Raw genomic sequence first — 22,164 nt, 5'->3', positions numbered from 1 at the left:
ACTTTTTTTATGCGTTTTTCTTTAATTCAGTTTGCGTAGTGCCTTGAGAAAATAATGTTTCTTTCACGCCATTTGTTGCTGCTTTGGTTTTTGCAGCAAAGATTGGATTTAAAATAAAAACTACGAGTAGGTTAGATAATAATCCCCAGAACCCTTCATAAAGGCCAAATGAATTTCCTGTGGCATGAACGGTAAACGTTACAACCAGCCCTACTACTAATCCAGCAATCGTACTTTCTTTCGATTGATTTCTCCAAAACAGGCTGATAACAATAGCCGGGAAGATTTGTACCATGCCGGATACCCCTAGTAACTGTAGGGAAACAAGTGCTTGTGGGAATAATAAACCGAATAAAAGTGCCAGTCCAATAACAACAAAAACCATAGAACGAGTAACCATTGTTAATGTTTTACCCTGTACATTTGGATTAATTAAATCTCTAAATATATTATTTGCAAATAAGTTAGACGCTCCGATCGCCATGATAGAACATGGAATTAATGAAGCAAGAGCAATCGTTGCATAAGCTAACCCTTGGCCAATGCCACCATATGAATATTGAATCAAGGTTAATAATGCTAATCTAGGATCCGTTGTATCTTGAGGTAATACTTGATAAGCAATAAACCCTAAGAAGATCACTAGAATTAAAACAATATTGTAAAGAGGTAAGAAGACAGCATTTTTACGAAGCGAATCTGCACTTTTAGCAGTGAAAACACCTGTAGCAGCGTGGGCCCACATGAATAAAGCTAAAGCAGATACGAGTGATGCTGTAATAAACCATGGAATGCCCTTAGGTCCTTGTGTTGGGATCGTTAATAGCTGAGGTGCATCCTTTGCAACATTGTCAATCATGTTGCCCCAACTTCCAAAATGCATAATTGGCAGAGAAACAACCATAAATAACATAATCGCCCATACTAAAATATCTTTAATAATTGCCGTATAAGTGGGACCTTTAATTCCGCTGAAAAAAGTATAAAGAGCCACAAGAAAGAATGAAAGAATAACGACAGCTTTTACATTAATGTAGCCAGTTCCTGCAACGCGAAGAGTATCTTGAATACCGCTAAGCTGAAGATCGATATATGGAATAAGCATCAATACACCTACTATGGCAATTAAAGAGGAGAGAAATTTACTGCTAAAACGTTCTCTAGCATAATCAGCAAGTGTAGTAAGTTTGTGCTTTTTAGCAACAGTCCAAAGTTTTGGAAGAAAAAAGTATGAAATTAAAAAGGCTAAAACAGAGTAAGGAATGGCAAAAAATGCGATGCTTCCTCCTTGATAAGCTGTACTTGTAAGACCTAGGAATGTATAAGCAGTATATAAATCTGCTCCTACTAAAAGCCAGACGAGCAGGCTTCCAAAACGTCTTCCCCCTACAGCCCACTCTTCAACGGAGCTTCTAGATGATTTGTCACGTCCTGCTATAAAGCCAATGGCGATAACGACAAGAACAATTGCTGATGTGATTAAAAGTGCGGTTAAATTTCCTTGCATTATTCAATGTCCCCCCAAGATTTTTGTAAACGATAAATGATAAATGTACACACAGGCGTTAAGAAGACCCATAAAAATAACCATAAATGCAAAATAGGTAACCCAAAAATAATTGGATGAATGTTATTTACAAAAGGTAAAAAAGCGAATTGAGCAATAAACGGAATGATGAATAAAATAAATATTATGAATTTTCTGTTCAATTTTTACTCCTCCTCTAAAATTTATCTAACAATGTTCACTATGATAGCAAGTCTGACATAGTAAAGCAATAAGTTTTTTGAAAATTTCGTTATAAATTACGAAAATTTTTTTAGAAAAACAAAAAAAGGGTATGAGAAGAAGATATTTGAAATGATTAGGGAAGAAAAAGCAGGGGAGAACTTAAGCGCAGTTGCCTTTGAAACAAAAAAAGAACGGAAAAGAAGAAAGGTAGTTTTCTCGATGAGATAAAGTATATTGCTATTGCATTAAAGAAAAAGAATTTGTATGTTCAAATATAGATTTATGGAAGCTATAAAAACGAGCAAATAAAAAAACTAGACAATAAGTGCTTGTCTAGTTCCACCACTCTGTCAATGGTCCTTTGTCGCCATAAACAGGATCTGTTGTAGGAATAGGTACTTGTGCAATTTCATCAAATACGTGAGGGCGATCCGTTTGTTTTCCTGTTCGTAAGTTGTAATCCATGCCCTCTGGATAAGCTCCAACCACTTTAAAATCAGCAGTTGACTGCAGACGCATATGTCCTGTACCTGCAGGGAGTACGAGTACATCCCCAGCATGCACCACGATATTTTCTCCCATATGTCCACCTAGTTTTAAGCGTGCAGATCCGCTAATTACACCTAGTGCTTCATGAGAATTGCTGTGGTAATGGTGAAAATCATATATGCCGCCTACCCAGCTGTTTTTCCAGTTGTGAGAATTAAAAATGCTCTCTACTTTCTCTTTCTTACTAATAAATACGTGTTCATACAACAAAACTGGAAGACGAGGGTGATTTGGAATGGTTCCGTCGTCATCAAAATAAAGAACTTTTACATTTGCATAATTCATAAGCATCCCTCTAACAATCTTTTTTCGTAATTTTCCCTGTTTTTTGCTTGCGTAAACAGAGAAGTTTGCTCGAAGTACTTCATTCGTTGCGAAGTGCATGATATGTAGGTGTTAACGTTTTCCCAAAAGAAGTCTCCCACTTCAAGCGTAGCTAAGTGGTGGGCAGTTTACTTTAGTATCTTTTCTTCATATTGTATATAAGTAAAGGGGCTAGTGCAAGAATTCTATGGATATATAGATGTTAATTCGTATTTTGTAAATGAATAATATATATTAATATAATTTTTAGAAGATGATATGCTCGTGAAGTAAAAGAAACAAATAATAAGCAAGGTTAGAGTTTTAGTTGTTTTTTGTAATTAGGAAGAGATTTTAAGAAGATTTATTCGGAATTTTACGAATAATTCATTACTTTTGTAAAAGTAATGTAAACATTTTTGTGTATTGAGTAATAGTAATGAATGTTATATACTGATAAAAAATATATTCCTATATGTGACTGGCGCAACATGGATGACCATGGGGGAGCATATAGCGTATAAGCCGCGCGCCTGGGCAAACACTTGAGAAAATTTCGCAAGTGTTTTTTTTATTTTCCTAGGGAAGAGGAGTAGATTTGGATGAGCAATATGCAAAGGAAGATGGGAACATTTGCTTTAACCATGACAGGCATAGGTTCGATTATCGGTTCAGGATGGCTGTTTGGAGCATGGAAAGCAGCTCAAATTGCAGGACCCGCGGCTATTTTTTCATGGGTTATTGGAATGGTAGTTATTTTGACCATTGCCCTATCGTACGCTGAACTGGGCGCGATGTTTCCGCAAGCAGGGGGGATGGTTAAATATCCTCAGTATTCACACGGATCATTTATTGGATTTTTGGCTGCTTGGGCTAACTGGATTTCAATCGCTTCAACGATAACAGTGGAGGCTATTGCATCTGTGCAATATATGAGTACTTGGCCGTGGAAATGGGCTCGCTGGACTCATGAATTAGTAGACAATGGCATTTTAACGTCCAAGGGGTTGGCAGTTGCGTCTCTGTTATTATTCATTTACTTTTTTGTGAACTATTGGACGGTAAATCTCTTTGCTAAAGCAAACTCATTTATTACGATTGTTAAATTAATTATTCCTGGTTTAACGGCAGGGGCTTTATTTTTTGCTGGTTTTCATAGCGGGAACTTTTCAAGTGAGCATGGGGTAGCACCTTACGGATGGGCGAGTGTTTTAACGGCAGTGGCAACATCAGGTATCGTGTTTGCATTTAACGGGTTTCAAAGTCCTGTAAATATGGCAGGAGAAGCAAAGTCACCTAATAAATCGATTCCGGTAGCTGTAATTGGTTCAATTTTTATTGCTGGAATTGTATACATTATATTACAAATTGTTTTTATCGGAGCAGTAAGTCCGTCATCAATTGCGAATGGATGGAATCATTTGAATTTTAATTCTCCTTTTGCTGATTTAGCGATTGCGCTTGGAATTAACTGGCTAACAATTGTGTTATACGCAGATGCATTTGTTTCTCCTTCCGGCACAGGTGCTACATATACGGCAACGACTTCTAGAATGTTATACGGGATGCAGCAAAATGGATATTTGCCAAAGATATTTGGTACTCTTCATCCACTTTACAATGTCCCGCGCCCAGCTATGTGGCTAAATTTAGCAGCCTGCTTTTTGTTTCTCTTTTTATTTAGAGGATGGGGTGTCTTAGCAGAAGTGATCTCAGTAGCGACGCTTATCTCCTATATTATGGGCCCTGTAGCGCTTATAACATTAAGAAAAACGGCTTCACACTTTTACCGTCCATTTTATTTAAAAGGGGCATCAGTTATTGCGCCATGCAGCTTCGTTTTTGCTTCTTTGACGCTTTACTGGGCAAGGTGGCCACTTACAGGTGAAGTGATTTTTATTATGGCAATTGGCCTGCCAGTTTATTTTTATTACCAAGCGAAAAATAAATGGGTGGGCTTTAAAAAAGAATTTTTAACCGGGGCTTGGATGCTTATCTATTTAGCGTGCATGATTTTTATTTCCTACATAGGAAGCGAAAAATTCGGAGGCAAAAATATTTTACCTTTCGGATGGGATATGCTAGTGATTGCTTGCGTATCATTAGCCTTTTATTACTGGGGAATTAAAAGTGGCAAATCTAACCGATATATGAAAGAAGCTGAACAAATCAATCAAGAAAATTTTAAATCTAAATAAAAAAACACGAGCCGGTGCTCGTGTTTTTATTTAGATGAATGGAGAATTTAGACTTAGTTTTTATCAAAATATTGTAAAAAACATAGATTTTAAGGTTTAAGGATTTACACAGAGGGAACCTTTATTTGGGATAAAGTTCTAAAAAAACAAAATAAAGGGGATTGGACAGCTGTGAAAAAAATGAATGTTTTGGCTTTGGTTTTTGTACTTATGCTAGTATTAGCGGCTTGTAACAGTTCTAAGGAAACGGGAGGATCCACTTCGGCTAAAAATAAGGCGATTGAAGCATCTATTGACAGCGCTTCTTATATTTTAGTAGATAGTGATGAAGGAGCTACAAGTGAAGAAAAGGGGTTGTTGAAAGTTGATTTAAAAGTGAAAAATGTATCCAAAAACAGTATATCTTTATCGGATTACGACGGTGTGTATTTATATGAAGGAGATGAACAATTATCTCCAAAAACGGGAGTGAACAGTAGGGAACTTGGACTAGAAAGCAGTTCATCTGACAAGATTGGCGCTGGGAAGCAAAAAAAATTAATGTTCGTCTTTGAAGTCAAAAAAGATAAAAAGTACAAAATTGGGCTTCAGCCAAAATCATCTGATTATGATGAAGAAATTGACGAAGTAACATTAACACTGGATACGAAGAAATACGCGAAAAGCTATAATAAGCTGCAAGACCCAGAAAAAGCTCTGCAAGCTTACACGGAAGTTCTTTACTTAAACAAAGAAAATGTAGATTATGATAAATATGTAACAGCGGACAAAACAGCTGTCATAGAAGAACAGAAAAAAGCGTTTAATGAGGAATTAAAAGGTGCGTTTTCTAATAGTTTAACCGATAAAGCAAAAAAAGATTTTTTTAACATGTATAAAGATGTTTTGAAAGAAAAAGCAAGCGTAAAGACAAATGTAATTGCCAATGCAAATAATAAAGCTGTAGTAGAAGTGGAGTACACTACTGTTAATTTATCAGACTTATATTCATACGTATCGCAGCTTAAGAGAGCATATACAGATGAAACAAAAGATTACGATACAAAACACTCTGAAGAGTTTGCGGCTTCTAAATTCAAAGATATTGTAAATGAATTAGAAACGAAAGAAGGAAGTCGTCCGCTACGAATTTTTATGGTGAAAGAAGATGGGAAATGGACTGTGAAGTCAAGTGACCTATACAGTGACTCTTTAGGTAAAACGTTTGGATCAAGCTACATTCGATAGACAAAAAAGAGGCTAGGACAAAAATAGTTGAGCCCAAGTAAAAAACGAACCATTCATCAATCTGTTTGATGAGTGGTTCGTTTTTTTGCGATGGTGCATATCGTTTTATTTGTTTCGTTCCTTCTAGCAGTTGATTGGAGGGCAAGGCGAAGACTCCTGCGGGAAAAGCGGAACAGGTGAGACCCCGCAGGAGCGTAAGCGACGAGGAGGCTCAGCGCCCGCCCGCGGAAAGCGAAGCCTTGCACGGAAATCAATTGCGGTGTCATAAGCAGTCCAGCTCATGTATCTCATTTGTTCGTCTTTCAATTGGATTTATTTCGTTATGTCTCAACCTCTTTTTTGTTTTCTGTAAATAAATCAACGAGTTTTTTGTAAAGCTAAATTTATCGAAATATGCTAGTATAGGTTCATTCATTCTTTTATTCTTATTATGATAGGCATCAATGGAGGTTCTTACTAATGAAAGCAAATTATTGTAAAGATACAAAGGCCGTTCGAACGAGCCGCATTTTCCCTAATGATATTAATAATCACAATACGTTATTTGGCGGAAAATTAATGAGTGATATTGATATGATTGCGTCCATTTCAGCTTATCGTCACAGTCGTACAGAGTGTGTGACGGCTTCAGCAGACTCTATTCACTTTCTGCACCCTATTACGCCTCAGGATTCTGTATGTTTGGAGTCATACGTATCATGGACAGGTCGTTCATCCATGGAAGTGTTTGTGAAAGTGATTAAAGAAAATTTAAAAACCGGGGAGCGTCAAATTGCAGCTACATCATTTTTAACTTTTGTGGCAATGGATGATGATGGAAAGCCCCGCGCAGTACCGGAGCTTATTCCAGAAACAGAAGAAGAAAGATATCTGTTTCAAACGGGGGCAGATCGTGCTGCCACACGTAAACAAGTGCGTAAAAAAAGCAATGAACTAGCCTCAGTGTTGGATTTAGGACAACCTTGGTAGCATAAAAGAGAGGCTGAAAAGTATTTTAGCTCAAGTGAAAAACGAACCACTGATCAACACGTTTGATTAGTGGTTCGTTTTTTTTGTTATGGTGAACGTAGGTTTCAGCTGTTTCGTTCTTTCTAGCAGTTGATTGAAAGGAGAGGTGAAGTCTTCCAATCAACTGCGGTGTCACAAGCGGTTCGGCTTATGTATCCCATTTGTTCGTCTTAGGATTGGATTCATTTCGTTATGCCTCATCCTCTTTTTTATATTTGATGAATCTTTCCTCCTAATCGAGAGGAGGAAACAAAATTATATGAAATTTATTTTCGTTCATGGTAATATGAATTTAATATAATTTTCTAAAAAGTTTAAAAAGTACAACATTTATAAAGAAAGGTGTCGTGTCTAATGGTAACAGTAGAAGCAGCAGAAAGACAAAACAGCAGCACTGCCCTGCGCCGTGATGTAAAATTTCTCGGTCAATTGTTAGGGAAAGTTCTGGTTCACCAAGGTGGAGAAGAACTGCTCAACAAAGTAGAAAAAATACGCGAAGTGGCAAAATCACTTAGAGAAAACAAAGATGAAGCCATCTATAAAGAAATAAAAAATGAAATCGTTACTCTTGAACAGCCGATGCGCGCGCAGGTTATTCGGGCATTTGCCGTTTATTTTCATTTAGTTAATATTGCAGAGCAAAATCATCGAATTCGTCGCAGACGGGAATATCAGCAGCAAGAAGATTCTATTATGCAGCCGGGTTCATTGGAAAGCGCCGTTGTTTCGCTTAAAAATAATGGCGTGGCGCCGGATGTAATTGCTAATTTGCTTCAAACTTTATCACTTGAGCTTATCATCACGGCACATCCAACAGAAGCCACTAGACGAAGTGTCCTTGATATTCATAAACGAATGGCTGAGCTTCTGAAAAACTTGGATAATTCAACGTTAACAAAACGTGAACGTACAGAAATTGAAGAAAGACTGTTTAGCGAAGTGTTAATTTTATGGCAAACAAATGAACTGCGAGATCGCAAGCCAACCGTAATGGATGAAGTATCCAATGGATTATATTATTTTGATGAAACGTTATTTGAAGTGCTTCCTCAACTTCATCAGGAATTGGAAAATTCATTGCAGGAGAATTACCCCGAAGAAAATTGGAAAGTGCCTAATATTCTTCGATTTGGTTCATGGATTGGCGGAGACCGAGATGGAAATCCAAACGTAACTCCTAAAGTAACGTGGCAAACGCTTGTCAAACAAAGGAAGTTAGCTATTCGTAAATATAAAGAGTCGCTTACTCAATTGAGACAAAGGTTAAGTCAGTCTACAAAAAGAGTCGCAGTTTCAGATAATCTTCTTGATTCTATTAATCAAGAAATATCGCTGCTGCCTGAGAAAAAGCGATGGAGAATCAAACACGAAGTATATCGCTGCAAGCTTACGATTATGCTTCATAAATTAAATTTAGTTGGAGAGTCGGAAGCAGGTTATCAAAGGTCGGAAGAACTTTTACAAGATTTGTTTCTCATCAAAGATAGCTTGCAAAAGCATCAGCCTCAAGATTATCAGCTGAAAAGCTTGTGTAAATTAATTCGCCAAGTTGAGCTGTTTGGATTTCATTTAGCAACGCTTGATATCCGTAATCACAGCGGAGAACACGAAGCGGCAATCAAAGAAATTTTCCATGCTGTTTCTTTAGCTGAAGATTATTCAGCGTTAACAGAAGAGAAAAAAGTTGAGCTGCTAGGGAAAGTTCTTCAAGACCCAAGACCTGTGCTATCGTTTGTAGAGAATTACTCTAAAGAAACGCAGCAAGTAATTGAAGTATTTAACATGATACATCGAGCACATAAAGAATTTGGAGAAAGATCCATTGAAGTCTACTTAATCAGTATGACGCAGTCTGCAAGTGATTTGTTAGAAGTCATGGTACTTGCCAAAGAAGCGGGTATTTACCGCCTTCATGCAGATGGCCGCATTGAAAGCAAGTTAAATATAGCTCCGCTGCTTGAAACGATCGATGATCTCACAGCAGGTCCTAAGATTATGGAACAGCTATTTCAATTAGATTTTTATCGAGAGCACTTAAGAAAACAGAAGGATTTGCAGGAAATCATGCTTGGCTACTCAGATGGAAGCAAAGATGGAGGAACGCTTACCGCTAATTGGAAGCTCTACAAAGCGCAGCAGGAAATTCACGATATGGCGAGGAAGTATCAAGTTCGTCTGAAGTTTTTCCATGGCCGAGGCGGCTCACTAGGCCGAGGAGGAGGCCCGTTAAACCGAAGCATTTTATCTCAGCCTGTTGAGACGCTAGGAGACGGTGTTAAAATTACAGAGCAAGGAGAAGTTCTTTCTTCTAGATACTCTTTATATGACATTGCTTACCGAAGCCTTGAACAAGCGGTCTCAGCTCTTCTTACAGCGGCAGCAAATGTTTCTCAAGAAGCTGAACAATGTGATATTCGTACACATGAATGGGAAGAAACAATGGACGAGATTTCAACTGCTTCGTTACGTAAGTATCAAGAGCTTGTTTTCAACGATCCAGACTTTTTAACCTACTTTAAACAAGCTACACCTCTTCCTGAGCTCGGGGCTTTAAATATTGGGTCACGTCCAATGAGTCGAAAAGGAAGTGATCGCTTTGAAGACTTGCGAGCAATTCCATGGGTATTTGCATGGACGCAAAGCAGACAGCTGCTTCCAGCCTGGTACGCTTCAGGTACGGGCTTACAGCATTTAGTAGAGAAATCCGGAGATATACAGCTTCTTCAGCAAATGTATAAAGAATGGCCATTTTTCCGCTCGACCGTCGATAACCTGCAAATGGCTTTAACAAAAGCAGATTTAATGGCAGCAAAAGAATACACAGAAATGGTACAAGATCCGGTTATTTCAGAGAGGATTTTTACCGCTATTAAAAAAGAGTATAATGTTACGAAAGAAATGATTCTTCAAATCACGGGGCAAAAAGAATTAATGGATCATCTTCCTACGATTAAAGAATCTATTAAATTACGAAATCCGTATGTGGACCCTCTAACCTTCTTGCAAGTTAAGGTTATTTCCAAGCTGCGTGAAGATGAGGCTGAAACGTTAAATGAAGAACTTTTAAAAGAAGCATTATTAACGATTAACGGCATTGCAGCAGGATTGCGTAACACAGGCTGATGATACCAAAAGACACCTCAATAAAACAAAAGAGGTGTCTTTTGTTCATTCTTCTCACATAAAGAACTGCCTGTCAGTTCCTTCTCTTTTAAAGAGAACTTCCGTCTGTTAAATAGGCACTGAGAAAAATCAGTGATAAAATAGAGAAGAACTGGTAATATTCTACAAACAAGTGCTAGTGGTGGGGTAACTAGATTGAATATGGAGGACGAGGACAATGGTAAAAAATTCGCAAATCTTCATTGAAGCTGACTCCGAGAATTCTGTATTTATTGGACTGGAATTTTGTGAGTATACACAAAAAATGAATCCTACTTGTTTGTCCAAACAGCATATAAATGTGTTTATTCATCCGGAAGAACTCACTGTGGAATTTAAGAAAACAAAAAGTGATAGAACTATTGATGATTTCCATCTGATGCATATCGTTCCGGTTCATTGCTTTAATTATTTATTATGTTCGATTTCGCAAGGTATTGTTACAGATGTTCAGCTAAAAGCGGTCGGTCATCAAGGAGAAACGTTGTTTGAAGAAAATCTTACATTGAAGTTTCATGAAAAAGCGACGGATTATGAAGAAACGCTCTCATTTTTCAAACATTTAAATCAAGAAATACAAAAACAGACGAAAAAATATACAGCCAGTTATATGAGCTCATGATAAAGAAAGCTGCGGTTTTAAAAACCGCAGCTTTTATTCGTTTAACCGAAAAAATTATGTGAGAGATGCTTACAAAGCAAGAGATTTTTCAGTGGGAAATTGATAAAGTAAAAATAAGAGAAATCAGTGGACAGAAAAGCTTTTAGCGGCTGGCCGCTTTTTATTCAATATGCAAGGGTTAGGTAGTGAGATTAAAAAAATAGCGATGAATACGTATTGTTATTGTAGATGAAGTGCTAAGGTCGCTCTATCTGCAATTATGTAGAATCTTCGCGCGCTTATAGTCTGTTTTACGGAACGAAAAAGCTGCGGAATTAGAAGAACTCCTTCTATTTCTGCGGTTTTTTTTATAAACAAGAAATAAATTCACTTATCGTACGGAGGCGATGCAGATGATTAAAGATTTAGTATTGGCTAAGGAATGGCTGCCTGCAGCTTATTCACATGATTTAACAGATCAGCCCTTGCAAGTAACGATTTTAGAAGAGCGAGTTGCGCTGTTTCGCACAACTAATGCCATTAAAGCATTTAAAGATTTGTGCATCCATCGCGGTGCAGCGTTATCTCTTGGGAAAGTAGTAGATGATTGCATTGTGTGCCCTTATCACGGATGGAAATACGATGGTGCCGGGGCTTGTGTGAAAATTCCTCAACAGCCGCCGGGAAGAGCGATTCCTTCAAAAGCAAAAGCACAGGTATATGATTGCGTTGAAAAGCATGGGATTATATGGGTGAAGATGAACAGCGAGGCAAGTGATATTCCTCTTCCTCAGTATGACGAATACCTTAACTCCGGATTTAAAACGGTTTGCGCCAACCCTCATACTCTGCAGGCAGCAGCTCCTCGTGTCGTAGAAAACTTTCTAGATGTAAGCCATTTGGCTTTTGTTCACGAAGGAAGCCTTGGACACTCGGATTACGCCGAAATTCCTGATTATAAGGTACATTGGAAAGATAACCGATACATTTCTGACGAAATCGCTGTGTACGCAGATGCAGATGGTACGGGTAACTTTGCGACTATTTATTATACTTTTGAAATTCTTCGTCCTGCCGTTGCAAGGTTGAAAAAAGTGAACTATGAAACGGGTGAAATCTTTTCGATGCTGTTTGCGGTTTTACCTGAAGAGGAAAGAAAGTCGACTGTGTTTGCATTGGTTTCTAGAAACTATTCGTTTGATGCACCTGATCAATATTTCCGTGATTTTCAGCAGCTTATTATTGAACAAGATACGAGCATTGTAGAAAGTCAAAAACCCGAAGAGCTGCCGCTTGACTTACAAGCAGAGCTTCATTTGAATCCGGACCGACTGAGTATTGCCTATAGAAGATGGCTCGGTGATTTAGGAGTGACCTTTGGAAGTGACGTAGGAACAAGATTAAAAAAAGCTGCTCAATAAAAAAGAAGAAAGGAGTCTCCTTTCTTCTTTTTTATGTATGTTCACGGATAAGCTGATGATAGCTATTAAAAAGGGTAGGATATGTTAAGCGGCTTAAGATGACGCAGGAAAGCGTAGCAGAGGCTAGGATAGTAAAAACGATGAGCAGCTGGAATTTGACTGCTTGTATCGGATCTGCCCCTCCAATAATCTGGCCTGTCATCATGCCGGGAAGCTGAACGAGTCCAATTGTTTTTTGGCTTTCTACAGTAGGAATCATGCTAGCTTTGATTGCGGCATTTAAAATACTATGAATAGCTTGTTTAGGAGTTCCGCCAAGCGCCAGAATCAATTGAATTTCGTCTCGCCTTCTATTTACTTCAGCGTCTAACCGATTTAAAAATAAATTGGCCAAAATCATCGAATTTCCAATAATCATACCGCTGACAGGAATGACATATCGCGGAGTAGCAGGGATAATATGTAGGCCCAGCATAACGCTTTGGGTCAGGATTTCTACAATAAAAAGAGTGACAAATACACGAAAGAAAGCTTTAAATCCCTGCTTTTTTTTCTTTACAACATTTTGGGAAGCGACCGTCAGCATCACGAATAAAATGAGAATCATAAAAGCTGGGTGATTCGCGTCAAAAATAAAAGATAAAACATATCCGATCACTAACAGCTGAACGGCTGCTCGAATACTGGCAATGATTATATCTTTCTCGAGTCCTATACGAAAAGATTTTGATAAAAAAAGAGCAATAAAAACAAAAACGATGGTAAAAATCAGTGAAAGTGAACTCATAGAAAGGCTCCTTCAATAAATTGTTTTGTTTCAGCTTTTACAGGAGCATGAAAAAAGGTCTCCGTCTTCGCTTTTTCTACAATCACTCCGTTCATTAAAAGCCAGACTTCCTCTCCTAAACGTTTGGCTTGTTCTAAATTATGGGTAACCCAAATAATCGTTTTATTCTGTTCTTTATGTAAATGAGAAATCAGCTGTTCAATTTCATGAGCAGAAGTGGCATCCAAAGCGGAAGTGATTTCGTCTAAAAGCAAAAGGTCAGATCCGTTCGACAGCGTGCGCGCTAATGATAACCTTTGTCTTTGACCACCGGATAAATCTCTTGCATCCTGCCCTAACAAGTCAGGGGAAAGACCGGTTAAGGCACAGAGTTCTTCAGGCATAATATCCTGTTTGCCGTGCAGCTTTTGAACAAGCATCATATTATCTCGCACTGTTCCATCAATAACAGGAGCTGATTGAAAAGCGATGCCCACTTTTTTTCGCAAATCAGAAATATTCCATTTGCTAATGTCTTTTCCATATACTTCAATACTTCCTTCATCAGGTGCAGAAAGTAAATTGCACATGGAAAGAAGGGTGCTTTTTCCGGATCCTGATGGTCCTACCATCATGACGAGCGAGCCTTGCATCACTGTACCCGATATGCCTTTTAAAACACTATGTTCTTTATCTTTAAATGTTTTATGAACGTCTGTAAATGTAATGGCAGGTATTGAATTGAACGTGTTCATAGTAACTCCTTTTTCATTCGTTTTGTTTATTGTAGCATAAGCGAAAGTATAAAAAGTTATTGGGCGATATAAAAAAAAGCTGTGAAAAACCACAGCTTTTAAACAGTTGTATTCACTTTTTGGCTGGCTTTTAAGGCATAATCTAAATCTTCAAGAAGGTCGTCGATTGCTTCTGTTCCAACCGACAGACGAATGAGTTCTGGCGTCACACCCGAAGCTTTTTGTTCGTCTTCAGATAGCTGTTGATGAGTGGTGCTTGCCGGGTGAATAATGAGTGATTTAGAGTCGCCAATATTGGCTAAATGAGAAAATAACTGAACCGAATCAATTAACTTAGCCGCAGCGTTTTTTCCTCCCCTGACACCAAAGGTTAAAATGGCTCCTTGTCCTTTAGGCAAATATTTTTGTGCAAAAGAATAGGAAGGGTGGGAAGGAAGCCCCGCATAATTTACCCATTCTACTAATTCATGCTGCTCTAAAAATTTCGCTACCTTTAATGCGTTTTCGCTGTGACGCTCTAATCGCAGATGGAGTGTTTCTACTCCTTGAAGAAGTAAAAAGGAATTAAAAGGTGATAAAGCAGCTCCAATATCTCGTAAAAGCTGAACGCGCGCTTTTGTAATATAAGCAGCTTCACCGGCAGCTTCTGTGTATACGAGGCCATGATAACTTGGATCTGGAGTTGTTAAGTCTGGAAATTTTCCGCTCGCTTCCCAATTAAATTTTCCACTGTCTACGATAACACCGCCAATTGCTGTTCCATGCCCTCCAAGAAACTTAGTAGCAGAATGAACGACAATATCTGCTCCAAAATCGATGGGGCGAAGAAGGTAAGGGCTTGGAACAGTATTATCAATAATAAGAGGAATTCCATGTTCGTGGGCAATGTCTGCAACTGCCTCGATGTCTAGCACATTTCCCTGTGGATTTCCAACGGATTCAGCATAAATTGCCTTTGTTTTGGAAGTGATTGCACTTCTAAAATTTTCTGGATTATCGGCGTTTACAAATTTGACGGTAATGCCCAGTTTAGGAAGCGTAGACGAAAAGAGGTTATACGTTCCCCCATATAAACTGCTTGCTGATACAATTTCATCTCCTGCGGAAGCGATATTCAAAATGGAAAAGGTAGTAGCTGACTGACCTGAAGCTACTCCTAGAGCACCAACTCCGCCTTCTAACTCAGCAATTCGCTGTTCAAAAACGTCCGTAGTAGGGTTTACAATTCGAGTGTAGATATAGCCTTGTTCACTTAAATTAAATAAAGACGCAGCATGCTCCGTATCTTTAAATCCAAATGAGCTTGTTTGATAAATAGGTACGGCACGCGAAAAAGTAGCTGGGTCAAGCTGTTGACCAGAATGGATCGCTTGTGTTTCAGGACGAAATGGTTTCTTAGCAGACATTGAAACTCCTCCTTGGATATAAAACTTATAAAAAACATAGGAATAATAAACTTTAATCATAATATACGAATTCTATTGAATGATGTCAAATGATAATTAGAATATTTAGAAAATATAAAAAAGATTAATAATGTAATTTAGCATTAAGACATCTCTTTAATTATTAAAAATACCATAAAAAATATTAAATGTAAGAAAAATGTAAATTAATTTGTATAATTATGTTAGAATATTAGGTGTTTGAGAGTTTCTTAGAGAGCCAATTTTGCTAGAAGACTTTAAAAATAGTAAAAGGTGGGTCTTAAGAGCTACTAACGAAACAAAATAAAAGGAGTTTGATTATGAGCACAGAAGTCAATGTATCTTCGGAAGTTCAAGAGAAAGGAAAGCCTTCTATTTTTGGTTTTATTACGAGTCCGGTTGTACAGTTTGAGAAAATGAAAAGCACTCCGGTCATCTGGGGACCTCTTTTACTTGTTATTGTTTTAACACTTGCAACAACGCTTCTAGCTGTTTATACCCCTCAAGCGCAAGAGACATTACAGCAGCAAAAAGAAGCTGGGATTGAAGTGAATCCTATATTCAGTATGATTGGCGGAACGGTTGGAGGAGTGATTGCAATAGTTGCTACACTGGCATTCACGAGTTTAATTTTGTTTTTAATTGCAAAGTTAGGGACTGGAAAAACAACATATCGCCAAATGTTTAGCATGAATTTGTTTGTTACGTTCATCACAGCAATTGGTCAGTTAATTAATACGGGAGTCGCTGCATTAGCGCATACTTCAGCGAATGTGACGTCGTTAAATGGGCTAGTTGGTGCTAAAGGTGCTATTGGAGGTGTATTTACTTCAATCGAAATTTTCTCTATATGGGGACTTATTTTGACAGCAGTCGGGCTGCAAAAAGTAGCGAATTTATCAAAAGCTGCTTCAATTATTACCGTAATTGTTTTATTTATCTTAGGAGCTGCTATTTCAGGAGTTGGAGGAGCTGCTTCAGAAGCGCTTAAAGGAGCAGGGTTGTAAATGAAAAAAGGAATAATTATTACAGCCGTAACAGTTGTTATTGTTGCGGTTATTGGGATTAATGTATATCGTGCACAAAGTGTAGGTGGTAAAGCAGTTGATGTTCAAGTAACAACTGTAAAAGAAAAAAAGTTAAGAAATACAGTGATGGTTCCGGGTACGTTAAAGCTTGCTGATGAGCAATACGTTTACTTTGACGCTGAAAAAGGCGAGGTTGAACGATTTCATGTAACGGAAGGATCGCGCGTACAGCAGGGAACTTCTCTCGTAACGTACGAAAGCGATACGCTTGATTTAGAGCAAGAACAAAACAAGCTAGAAAAAAAATCGAGTCAGCTGCAAATTGATTCAGTAAGCAAACAAATCTCAAATTTAAATAAAAAACAAAAAGAATTAGAAAAAGAAATGAGTAAGCAAGAAGCGAAAGATCAAATTGAAACAGAGCGGACGCAGCTCAACCTCGACTTAGAAACGGCTAAAATTGACTTAGAACGAAACAAACTAGAAGCCAAATCAATTGCTAAAAAAGAACGTAATTTAGACGTAGCGAGTGATATTAATGGGACGGTGCTAGAAGTAGATAAAGAAGCGGTTAATAACACAAGTGACGTTCAAAAACCGCTTATACATATTGGTAATATCGATGAATACTTAGCTACTGGCGTGCTGTCTGAGTACGATGCGTTAAAAATTAAAACCGGTCAAGCTGTCAAAATTACATCAGATGTTTTGCCTGATAAAGAATGGGCAGGTAGCGTAAAACAAATTGACTATCTACCTCAGCAGCAGGCATCAGCAGAAGCCGGCAATGATGCGGCTAATCAATATCCAGTTGAAGTAAAAGTAGATGACCAAGATATCACGATGATTAAGCCGGGATTTAAGCTGCTGCTCGAGATTGAAACAAGCAGTAAAAAAGCTTCATCACTGCCGATAAAAGCAGTTGTAAATGAAGACGGAGAAAAATTTGTATACGTCGTGAAAGATAAAAAGGCGGTTCGTAAGGAAGTAAAGATTGGAGAAACAACAAATAAATTTATTGAAATTAAAAGCGGCGTATCTTCTAAAGACAAAGTTATTACAAATCCTTCAAAGGACTTAACTGACGGTGCGGAAGTGACTGTTCAATGATTGAGCTTGTAAATATTCATAAAAGCTATCATCTTGGCAAAGAGGAAGTACCGATTTTAAAAGATATTAATTTGAAGATTTATGACGGTGAGTTTGTTGCGATTATGGGTCCTTCAGGCTCCGGAAAATCAACGCTCATGAACATTATCGGATGCTTAGACCGCGCTTCTTCAGGCTCCTATTTATTAAATGAACAAGAAATCTCTACTTACAGCGATGAGCAGCTGGCAAAAGTAAGGAATATCCATATCGGCTTTGTTTTTCAGCAGTTTCAGCTGCTGCCGCGTTTATCAGCTGTCGAAAACGTAGAGCTTCCAATGGTATATGCCGGCGTATCGCGTAAGGAAAGACGAGCCAGAGCAGAAGCTGCGCTTGCAAAAGTAGGGCTGAGTGAGCGAATGAAACACTTGCCGAGCGAGTTATCAGGAGGGCAAAAGCAGCGTGTTGCTATTGCTCGCTCTATTGTTAACAATCCGACGCTTATTTTAGCCGATGAACCCACAGGAGCCTTAGATACAAAAACGAGTGCTGATATTATGGAGCAATTTTCTAAGCTAAATGCAGATGGGACAACAGTTGTAGTTATTACTCATGAACCTGAAGTGGCAGAGTACACATCGCGTACAGTTATCGTTCGTGACGGTAAGGTATTAAGTCATAGCGACAAGGAGAACGATAGCTTATGAGTTTAATAGAAAATATTCGTATGGCTTTTTCCTCGGTTCTTGCTCATAAAATGCGCTCTATTTTGACAATGCTTGGTATTATCATTGGCGTAGGGGCGGTTATTATCGTTGTTGCTATCGGCCAAGGCGGAGAACAGATGATTAAGTCAGAAATAACAGGAGCAAGCAATACAGTTGATGTCTACTACGAGCCTCCTGAAGACGAGATGCAAGCTGATGACCTTTCCATGACGGGGGAGCCGATCTTTACAGAGGATGATATTAAAGCTCTTTCGACTATTCCTGGAGCGAAGAATGTGGTGGCTTCTAGTTCAATGGGAATGGGAATAAGATATAGAGACAAAGAATCCGATACAACTGTTAACGCAATTAATGAAGGGTATATTGAGGTTAATCAGCTTGAAGTTTCAAAAGGAAGAATGTTGGACAGCGCTGATTTTTTGTCAGGTAATCGAGTAGGTGTTATTACGAGCGATATGAAAAAAGAGCTGTTTGATAAAAAAGAAGCTCTTGGACAAGTAGTATGGGTTCAAGGACAGCCTATCAAAATTATTGGTGTGACAAAAAAACCAAAAGGCTTTTTAGCATATGAAATACCGACTATTTACATTCCAGATAATACGTACAAATCAAGCTTCGGTAAGCTCGACTACACAAACCTTAGCGTTCAAGCACAAAGTTCTGATCAACTGAAAAAAGTAGGCAATGACGCAACGGATTTGTTAAATAATTTGCATGATGCTGAAGATGCTTACCAAGTGCAGAACTTAGAAGAAATAGCAGATAGCATTGGAAATGTAACGCGAATTATGACAACGATTATTGGATCGATTGCAGGCATTTCCCTGCTTGTTGGCGGGATTGGCGTTATGAACATTATGCTGGTTTCTGTAACGGAACGTACAAGAGAAATTGGTATTCGTAAAGCATTAGGAGCCTCTAAAAGACAAATTTTAACTCAGTTTTTAATTGAATCTATTACGCTCACGCTTATTGGTGGTTTGCTTGGCATCGGCCTTGGCGCAGGCGGGGCAGCTCTTGTTTCGCTATTTGCCGGCTGGCCGTCATTAATTTCGTGGCAAGTAGTACTTGGAGGAGTGTTGTTTTCCATGACGATTGGCATTGTATTCGGCATGCTTCCTGCAAACAAAGCGGCGAAGCTAGATCCAATCGAAGCATTAAGATATGAATAAAGACATGCGTTCGCATGTCTTTATTTCAATTTAACGAGAACCAAGAAGATTTCTCGTTTTTCTTATTTATTACTTACTAGGGTTGATACGGGCTACGTTAATAATATCATGTATTTTCTCTACCAAATCGAGCATGAGAAATCCGTTTCCTTCAGAGCTTTTTCGATATCCAAGAGGAAGCGTCCTTCTTACAAGTTGAGCATAGATTTCGGCTTCGATTAGAGAGCGGCCAAATTCCTTCTCACATAAGTTAATTAATAAAGCTAAAGCTCCTGCCACGTGAGGAGTTGCCATTGAAGTTCCTGAAAGAGTCGCATATTTACCTTCTAAAAAAGTAGAGATGATGTTAACTCCCGGTGCCACTAAATCCACTTCTTCATTGACGTTGGTAAAAGGAGCCAAGCTTAAGCTGTTGTCCACTGCTCCTACTTGAATGACTTCGTTGTAACTTCCTGGATATGAATATTCAAAAGTTTCTTCGCGATCATCACCTTCATTTCCAGCCGCAACAACGACAGAAACATCTTTATTCACAGCATTTTGAACAGCTTCGTGCAGTTCTGGAACGTCTTGTGGTCCCCCGAGTGACATGGAAATAACTCGTGCTCGCTCATTGTTAGGACCTCGCCATTCGACGGCGTAGTTAATAGCGTCAATAATCCATTCGTAATTTCCCGATCCTTCACCGGTAAGTACTTTTAAGCTTAGGATTTTTGCTTTGGGTGCCACCCCTACTACCCCTTCATTATTGAGCGCAGCAGCAATGGTACCAGACACGTGAGTGCCGTGCCCATTATTATCTTCAAATACAGAAGAATCTCCGTCATAATCCGAAGTGAAGTTTCTTCCTCCGATAATACAATCTTTTAAGTCAGGATGATTTGTGTCAACACCAGTGTCGATAACTGCAATTACAATGCCTTCTCCTTGATTGCTTTGTTCCCAAATAGCAGGTGCTTGAATTAAGCTTACTCCTTTAGGCGTTTCGTTTGTTGAGTCGATAATCGACTCAATTGTATAAGGAATTAATTTGACTTGTAACGGTTGTTGAGTCATAGTCATCCTCCTTAAAATGAATTCCATAAAAAATGGAAGTTACTTAATTATAAATTCCCAACTATTGCTATAAATTAAACGCTTTTAATGCGAATCCTTTCTTTTTGAATAAAAAGACTCACAAAAGATGTGAGAAGAGGAAAAAAGACCCTGAAGACAAGCCCGATAGAGATTTTTAATGTTATCTGTGTATTCACTTTTAATGTTTATCTCACACTATAGAAGAAAGAAACTCCAAGAAAAATCACATAGGACTGGTGACTTTTGATATAATTACGAACGGTATGACATTCTCAAAATACATGATATTTATAAATATATATTAATTTGCAAATTACGAAGGGGCTGAGGATAGTGTCAACTTTAACGTCTCAATCCGTCATTAAATGCGGAAAGTATGAGCTGAATTATGCGGATCGTACGCTTATTATGGGGATTTTAAACGTAAACCCGGATTCATTTTCAGACGGCGGAAAATACTACGATGTAGATAAAGCAGTTGCTCATGCTGAGGAAATGGTAAAGCAAGGAGCAGATATCATTGATATCGGAGGAGAATCAACTCGTCCTGGTTATACAAGAATTAGCGATGAAGAAGAGATTAAACGGATTGTGCCCGTTATTTCTGAAGTGGCTAAGCGCGTAGAGGTGCCGATTTCCGTAGATACATACAAATCGGAAGTGGCCAAACATGCGCTAGAAGCAGGAGCACATATTATTAATGATATATGGGGTGCAAAAGCCGATCCTAAAATGGCTCAAGTTGCAGCTGATTATAATGTGCCCATTATTTTAATGCACAACCGTCATGAGCCCAACTATACAAATCTGATTACAGATATGATAAGTGATTTAAAAGAAAGCATCTCCATTGCAAAAGCTGCCGGAGTTCGCGACGATCAAATTATTTTAGATCCAGGCGTTGGCTTTGGAAAAACGGCTGCCCATAATGTAGAAGCAATTCAGCATTTAGATCAGCTGACGAATATGGGTTATCCGGTGCTGCTTGCTACTTCTCGTAAAGGATTTATTGGACAAATAGTGGATGCTCCTCCTACGGAAAGAATGGAAGGAACCGCAGCTACTGTATATGCTGGGATTGCACAAGGCGTTCAAATAGTTCGTGTTCATGACGTATTAGAAATCAAGCGCTTTGTAAAGATGGCAGATGTACTGGTAGGAAAACATGTCTTTCAGTTTTAATAATCATCAAGATAACTGCATTAAAGTCATTTTAAAACCTTAAAATGTCATGTCTATTAGATAAAGATTCCTGAGCAGTGAAGCTCGGGAATTTTTTATGTATGTAAAGTGGCGGAGGAAAATAATGAACGATTGGATGGTTGATTTTACATAATTTAGCTTTATGATAGAAAGAGAAGGTATAGCGCTTTCATATTCTGATTAAATTGTGCTGCTTAAAATGAAATCAATAACATCTTGGTATTTAGTCTTATTCAATCACCGAAATATGGAGGAGAGAAGAATGAAATTAGCATTGCTTCTTGTCATTATTATCGGCGTTGCTGCCCTTGCAGGTACGATCAGTGCTGCAAAGAAAGTAGATGAAGATTACGGGAAATCTAAAAAGAAAAGTATAGTGAATTTATCTATTATTTACGGAGTTGTATTCATAGGATCAATCGTAGGAGTAGCATGGTATATTGCAGTGAGACCATAAATAAAGAGGTTGAGACATAACTAAATGAACCGAATCTAAAGACGAACAAATGAGATACATGAGTTGGACTGCTTATTACACCGCAGTTGATTTCCGGGCAAGGCTTCGCTTTCCGCGGGCGGACGCTGAGCCTCCTCGTCGCTTGCCCTCCAATCAACTACTAGAAAAAACGAAACAGGTAAAACGATGTTCACCACAACAAAAAACGAACCATTAATCAAATATGTTGATTAATGGTTCGTTTTGCAATTGAGTTAAAAT

Annotated in this window: 20 protein-coding genes and 1 riboswitch; of the genes, 13 read left to right on the top strand and 7 right to left on the bottom strand. The window is 38.4% G+C overall.

All coding sequences use genetic code 11. From position 1 onward, the window contains the following. Positions 1 to 7 precede the first annotated feature (7 nt). The 3 genes from ACWATA_RS20315 to ACWATA_RS20305 form a co-directional block, all read right to left on the bottom strand. On the bottom strand, positions 8 to 1,507 hold the full coding sequence (locus ACWATA_RS20315) for a sodium:solute symporter family protein (protein ID WP_033578103.1): 1,500 nt from the start codon (positions 1,505 to 1,507) through the stop codon (positions 8 to 10). Then, positions 1,507 to 1,710 (bottom strand): DUF3311 domain-containing protein, encoded by a 204-nt coding sequence (locus ACWATA_RS20310; protein WP_033578104.1) that lies wholly within the window; start codon positions 1,708 to 1,710, stop codon positions 1,507 to 1,509. The genes ACWATA_RS20315 and ACWATA_RS20310 overlap by 1 nt, the downstream gene beginning before the upstream one ends. Before the next feature lie 355 nt (positions 1,711 to 2,065). After that, a complete protein-coding gene (locus ACWATA_RS20305; protein ID WP_080754378.1) occupies positions 2,066 to 2,665 on the bottom strand; it encodes a cupin domain-containing protein in 600 nt (199 codons plus the stop codon). A gap of 386 nt (positions 2,666 to 3,051) precedes the next feature. Further along, positions 3,052 to 3,130, top strand: a riboswitch (ZMP/ZTP riboswitch). A gap of 56 nt (positions 3,131 to 3,186) precedes the next feature. On the opposite strand from ACWATA_RS20305, the gene aimA reads away from it, so the two are divergent. The 7 genes from aimA to ACWATA_RS20270 all read left to right on the top strand — a co-directional run bounded on the left by aimA (position 3,187) and on the right by ACWATA_RS20270 (position 12,201). Beyond that, entirely contained in the window at positions 3,187 to 4,782 is a 1,596-nt protein-coding gene (aimA, locus tag ACWATA_RS20300; protein ID WP_033578105.1) for a glutamate/serine transporter AimA, read from the top strand. Positions 4,783 to 4,962: 180 nt separating this feature from the next. Next, the gene (locus tag ACWATA_RS20295; RefSeq protein ID WP_205689700.1) at positions 4,963 to 6,009 is read left to right on the top strand and encodes a DUF5105 domain-containing protein; all 1,047 of its coding nucleotides are present in this window, start codon (positions 4,963 to 4,965) and stop codon (positions 6,007 to 6,009) included. A 130-nt stretch (positions 6,010 to 6,139) separates the two neighbouring features. Continuing rightward, entirely contained in the window at positions 6,140 to 6,277 is a 138-nt protein-coding gene (locus ACWATA_RS20290) for a hypothetical protein (protein ID WP_167387308.1), read from the top strand. A gap of 191 nt (positions 6,278 to 6,468) precedes the next feature. Further along, positions 6,469 to 6,978, top strand: a complete 510-nt coding sequence (locus ACWATA_RS20285) for an acyl-CoA thioesterase (RefSeq protein ID WP_034269490.1) — start codon at positions 6,469 to 6,471, stop codon at positions 6,976 to 6,978. Between the two features lie 393 nt (positions 6,979 to 7,371). Beyond that, positions 7,372 to 10,140, top strand: coding sequence for a phosphoenolpyruvate carboxylase (gene ppc / locus ACWATA_RS20280; protein WP_473050149.1), 2,769 nt, complete (start codon positions 7,372 to 7,374; stop codon positions 10,138 to 10,140). 217 nt (positions 10,141 to 10,357) lie between these two features. Next, on the top strand, positions 10,358 to 10,801 hold the full coding sequence (locus tag ACWATA_RS20275) for a hypothetical protein (protein ID WP_014461480.1): 444 nt from the start codon (positions 10,358 to 10,360) through the stop codon (positions 10,799 to 10,801). Between the two features lie 392 nt (positions 10,802 to 11,193). Next, on the top strand, positions 11,194 to 12,201 hold the full coding sequence (locus tag ACWATA_RS20270; protein ID WP_033578107.1) for an aromatic ring-hydroxylating dioxygenase subunit alpha: 1,008 nt from the start codon (positions 11,194 to 11,196) through the stop codon (positions 12,199 to 12,201). 31 nt (positions 12,202 to 12,232) lie between these two features. Here ACWATA_RS20270 and ACWATA_RS20265 read toward each other — a convergent pair whose 3' ends face one another. The 3 genes from ACWATA_RS20265 to ACWATA_RS20255 form a co-directional block, all read right to left on the bottom strand. Further along, a complete protein-coding gene (locus ACWATA_RS20265; RefSeq protein WP_033578108.1) occupies positions 12,233 to 12,988 on the bottom strand; it encodes an ABC transporter permease in 756 nt (251 codons plus the stop codon). Then, a complete protein-coding gene (locus ACWATA_RS20260; RefSeq protein WP_048020062.1) occupies positions 12,985 to 13,722 on the bottom strand; it encodes an ABC transporter ATP-binding protein in 738 nt (245 codons plus the stop codon). The genes ACWATA_RS20265 and ACWATA_RS20260 overlap by 4 nt, the downstream gene beginning before the upstream one ends. Positions 13,723 to 13,820: 98 nt before the next feature. Beyond that, entirely contained in the window at positions 13,821 to 15,128 is a 1,308-nt protein-coding gene (locus ACWATA_RS20255) for a homocysteine synthase (RefSeq protein WP_165635492.1), read from the bottom strand. Between the two features lie 341 nt (positions 15,129 to 15,469). Here ACWATA_RS20255 and yknW point away from each other — a divergent pair, with 341 nt between their 5' ends. From yknW to ACWATA_RS20235, 4 genes are read left to right on the top strand one after another with little or no spacing between them, the layout of a single operon-like run. Then, positions 15,470 to 16,156 (top strand): YknW family membrane protein, encoded by a 687-nt coding sequence (gene yknW, locus ACWATA_RS20250; protein WP_028412096.1) that lies wholly within the window; start codon positions 15,470 to 15,472, stop codon positions 16,154 to 16,156. After that, positions 16,157 to 17,287: an efflux RND transporter periplasmic adaptor subunit gene (locus tag ACWATA_RS20245; RefSeq protein ID WP_165635493.1), complete on the top strand. Its 1,131-nt coding sequence runs from the start codon at positions 16,157 to 16,159 to the stop codon at positions 17,285 to 17,287. Further along, complete coding sequence (locus ACWATA_RS20240) at positions 17,284 to 17,973, top strand: ABC transporter ATP-binding protein (RefSeq protein ID WP_028412098.1); 690 nt, start codon at positions 17,284 to 17,286, stop codon at positions 17,971 to 17,973. Before ACWATA_RS20245 ends, ACWATA_RS20240 begins: the two co-directional genes overlap by 4 nt. After that, positions 17,970 to 19,166: an ABC transporter permease gene (locus ACWATA_RS20235; RefSeq protein ID WP_311265054.1), complete on the top strand. Its 1,197-nt coding sequence runs from the start codon at positions 17,970 to 17,972 to the stop codon at positions 19,164 to 19,166. Before ACWATA_RS20240 ends, ACWATA_RS20235 begins: the two co-directional genes overlap by 4 nt. A 69-nt stretch (positions 19,167 to 19,235) precedes the next feature. On the opposite strand, the gene ACWATA_RS20230 is transcribed toward ACWATA_RS20235, so the two are convergent. Then, positions 19,236 to 20,222: a S8 family peptidase gene (locus tag ACWATA_RS20230; protein ID WP_080754379.1), complete on the bottom strand. Its 987-nt coding sequence runs from the start codon at positions 20,220 to 20,222 to the stop codon at positions 19,236 to 19,238. A 354-nt stretch (positions 20,223 to 20,576) separates the two neighbouring features. Between ACWATA_RS20230 and folP the strand changes: the two genes are divergently transcribed. Then, positions 20,577 to 21,425, top strand: coding sequence for a dihydropteroate synthase (gene folP, locus ACWATA_RS20225; protein ID WP_080754380.1), 849 nt, complete (start codon positions 20,577 to 20,579; stop codon positions 21,423 to 21,425). A gap of 283 nt (positions 21,426 to 21,708) precedes the next feature. Continuing rightward, positions 21,709 to 21,903, top strand: coding sequence for a hypothetical protein (locus ACWATA_RS20220; RefSeq protein WP_013055532.1), 195 nt, complete (start codon positions 21,709 to 21,711; stop codon positions 21,901 to 21,903). Positions 21,904 to 22,164 lie beyond the last annotated feature (261 nt).

The sequence above is a fragment of the Priestia sp. USM5 genome (assembly GCF_058323215.1).
Note: the sequence above shows the minus strand (reverse complement) of the source record. Positions and strands in the feature narration are given on the sequence as shown.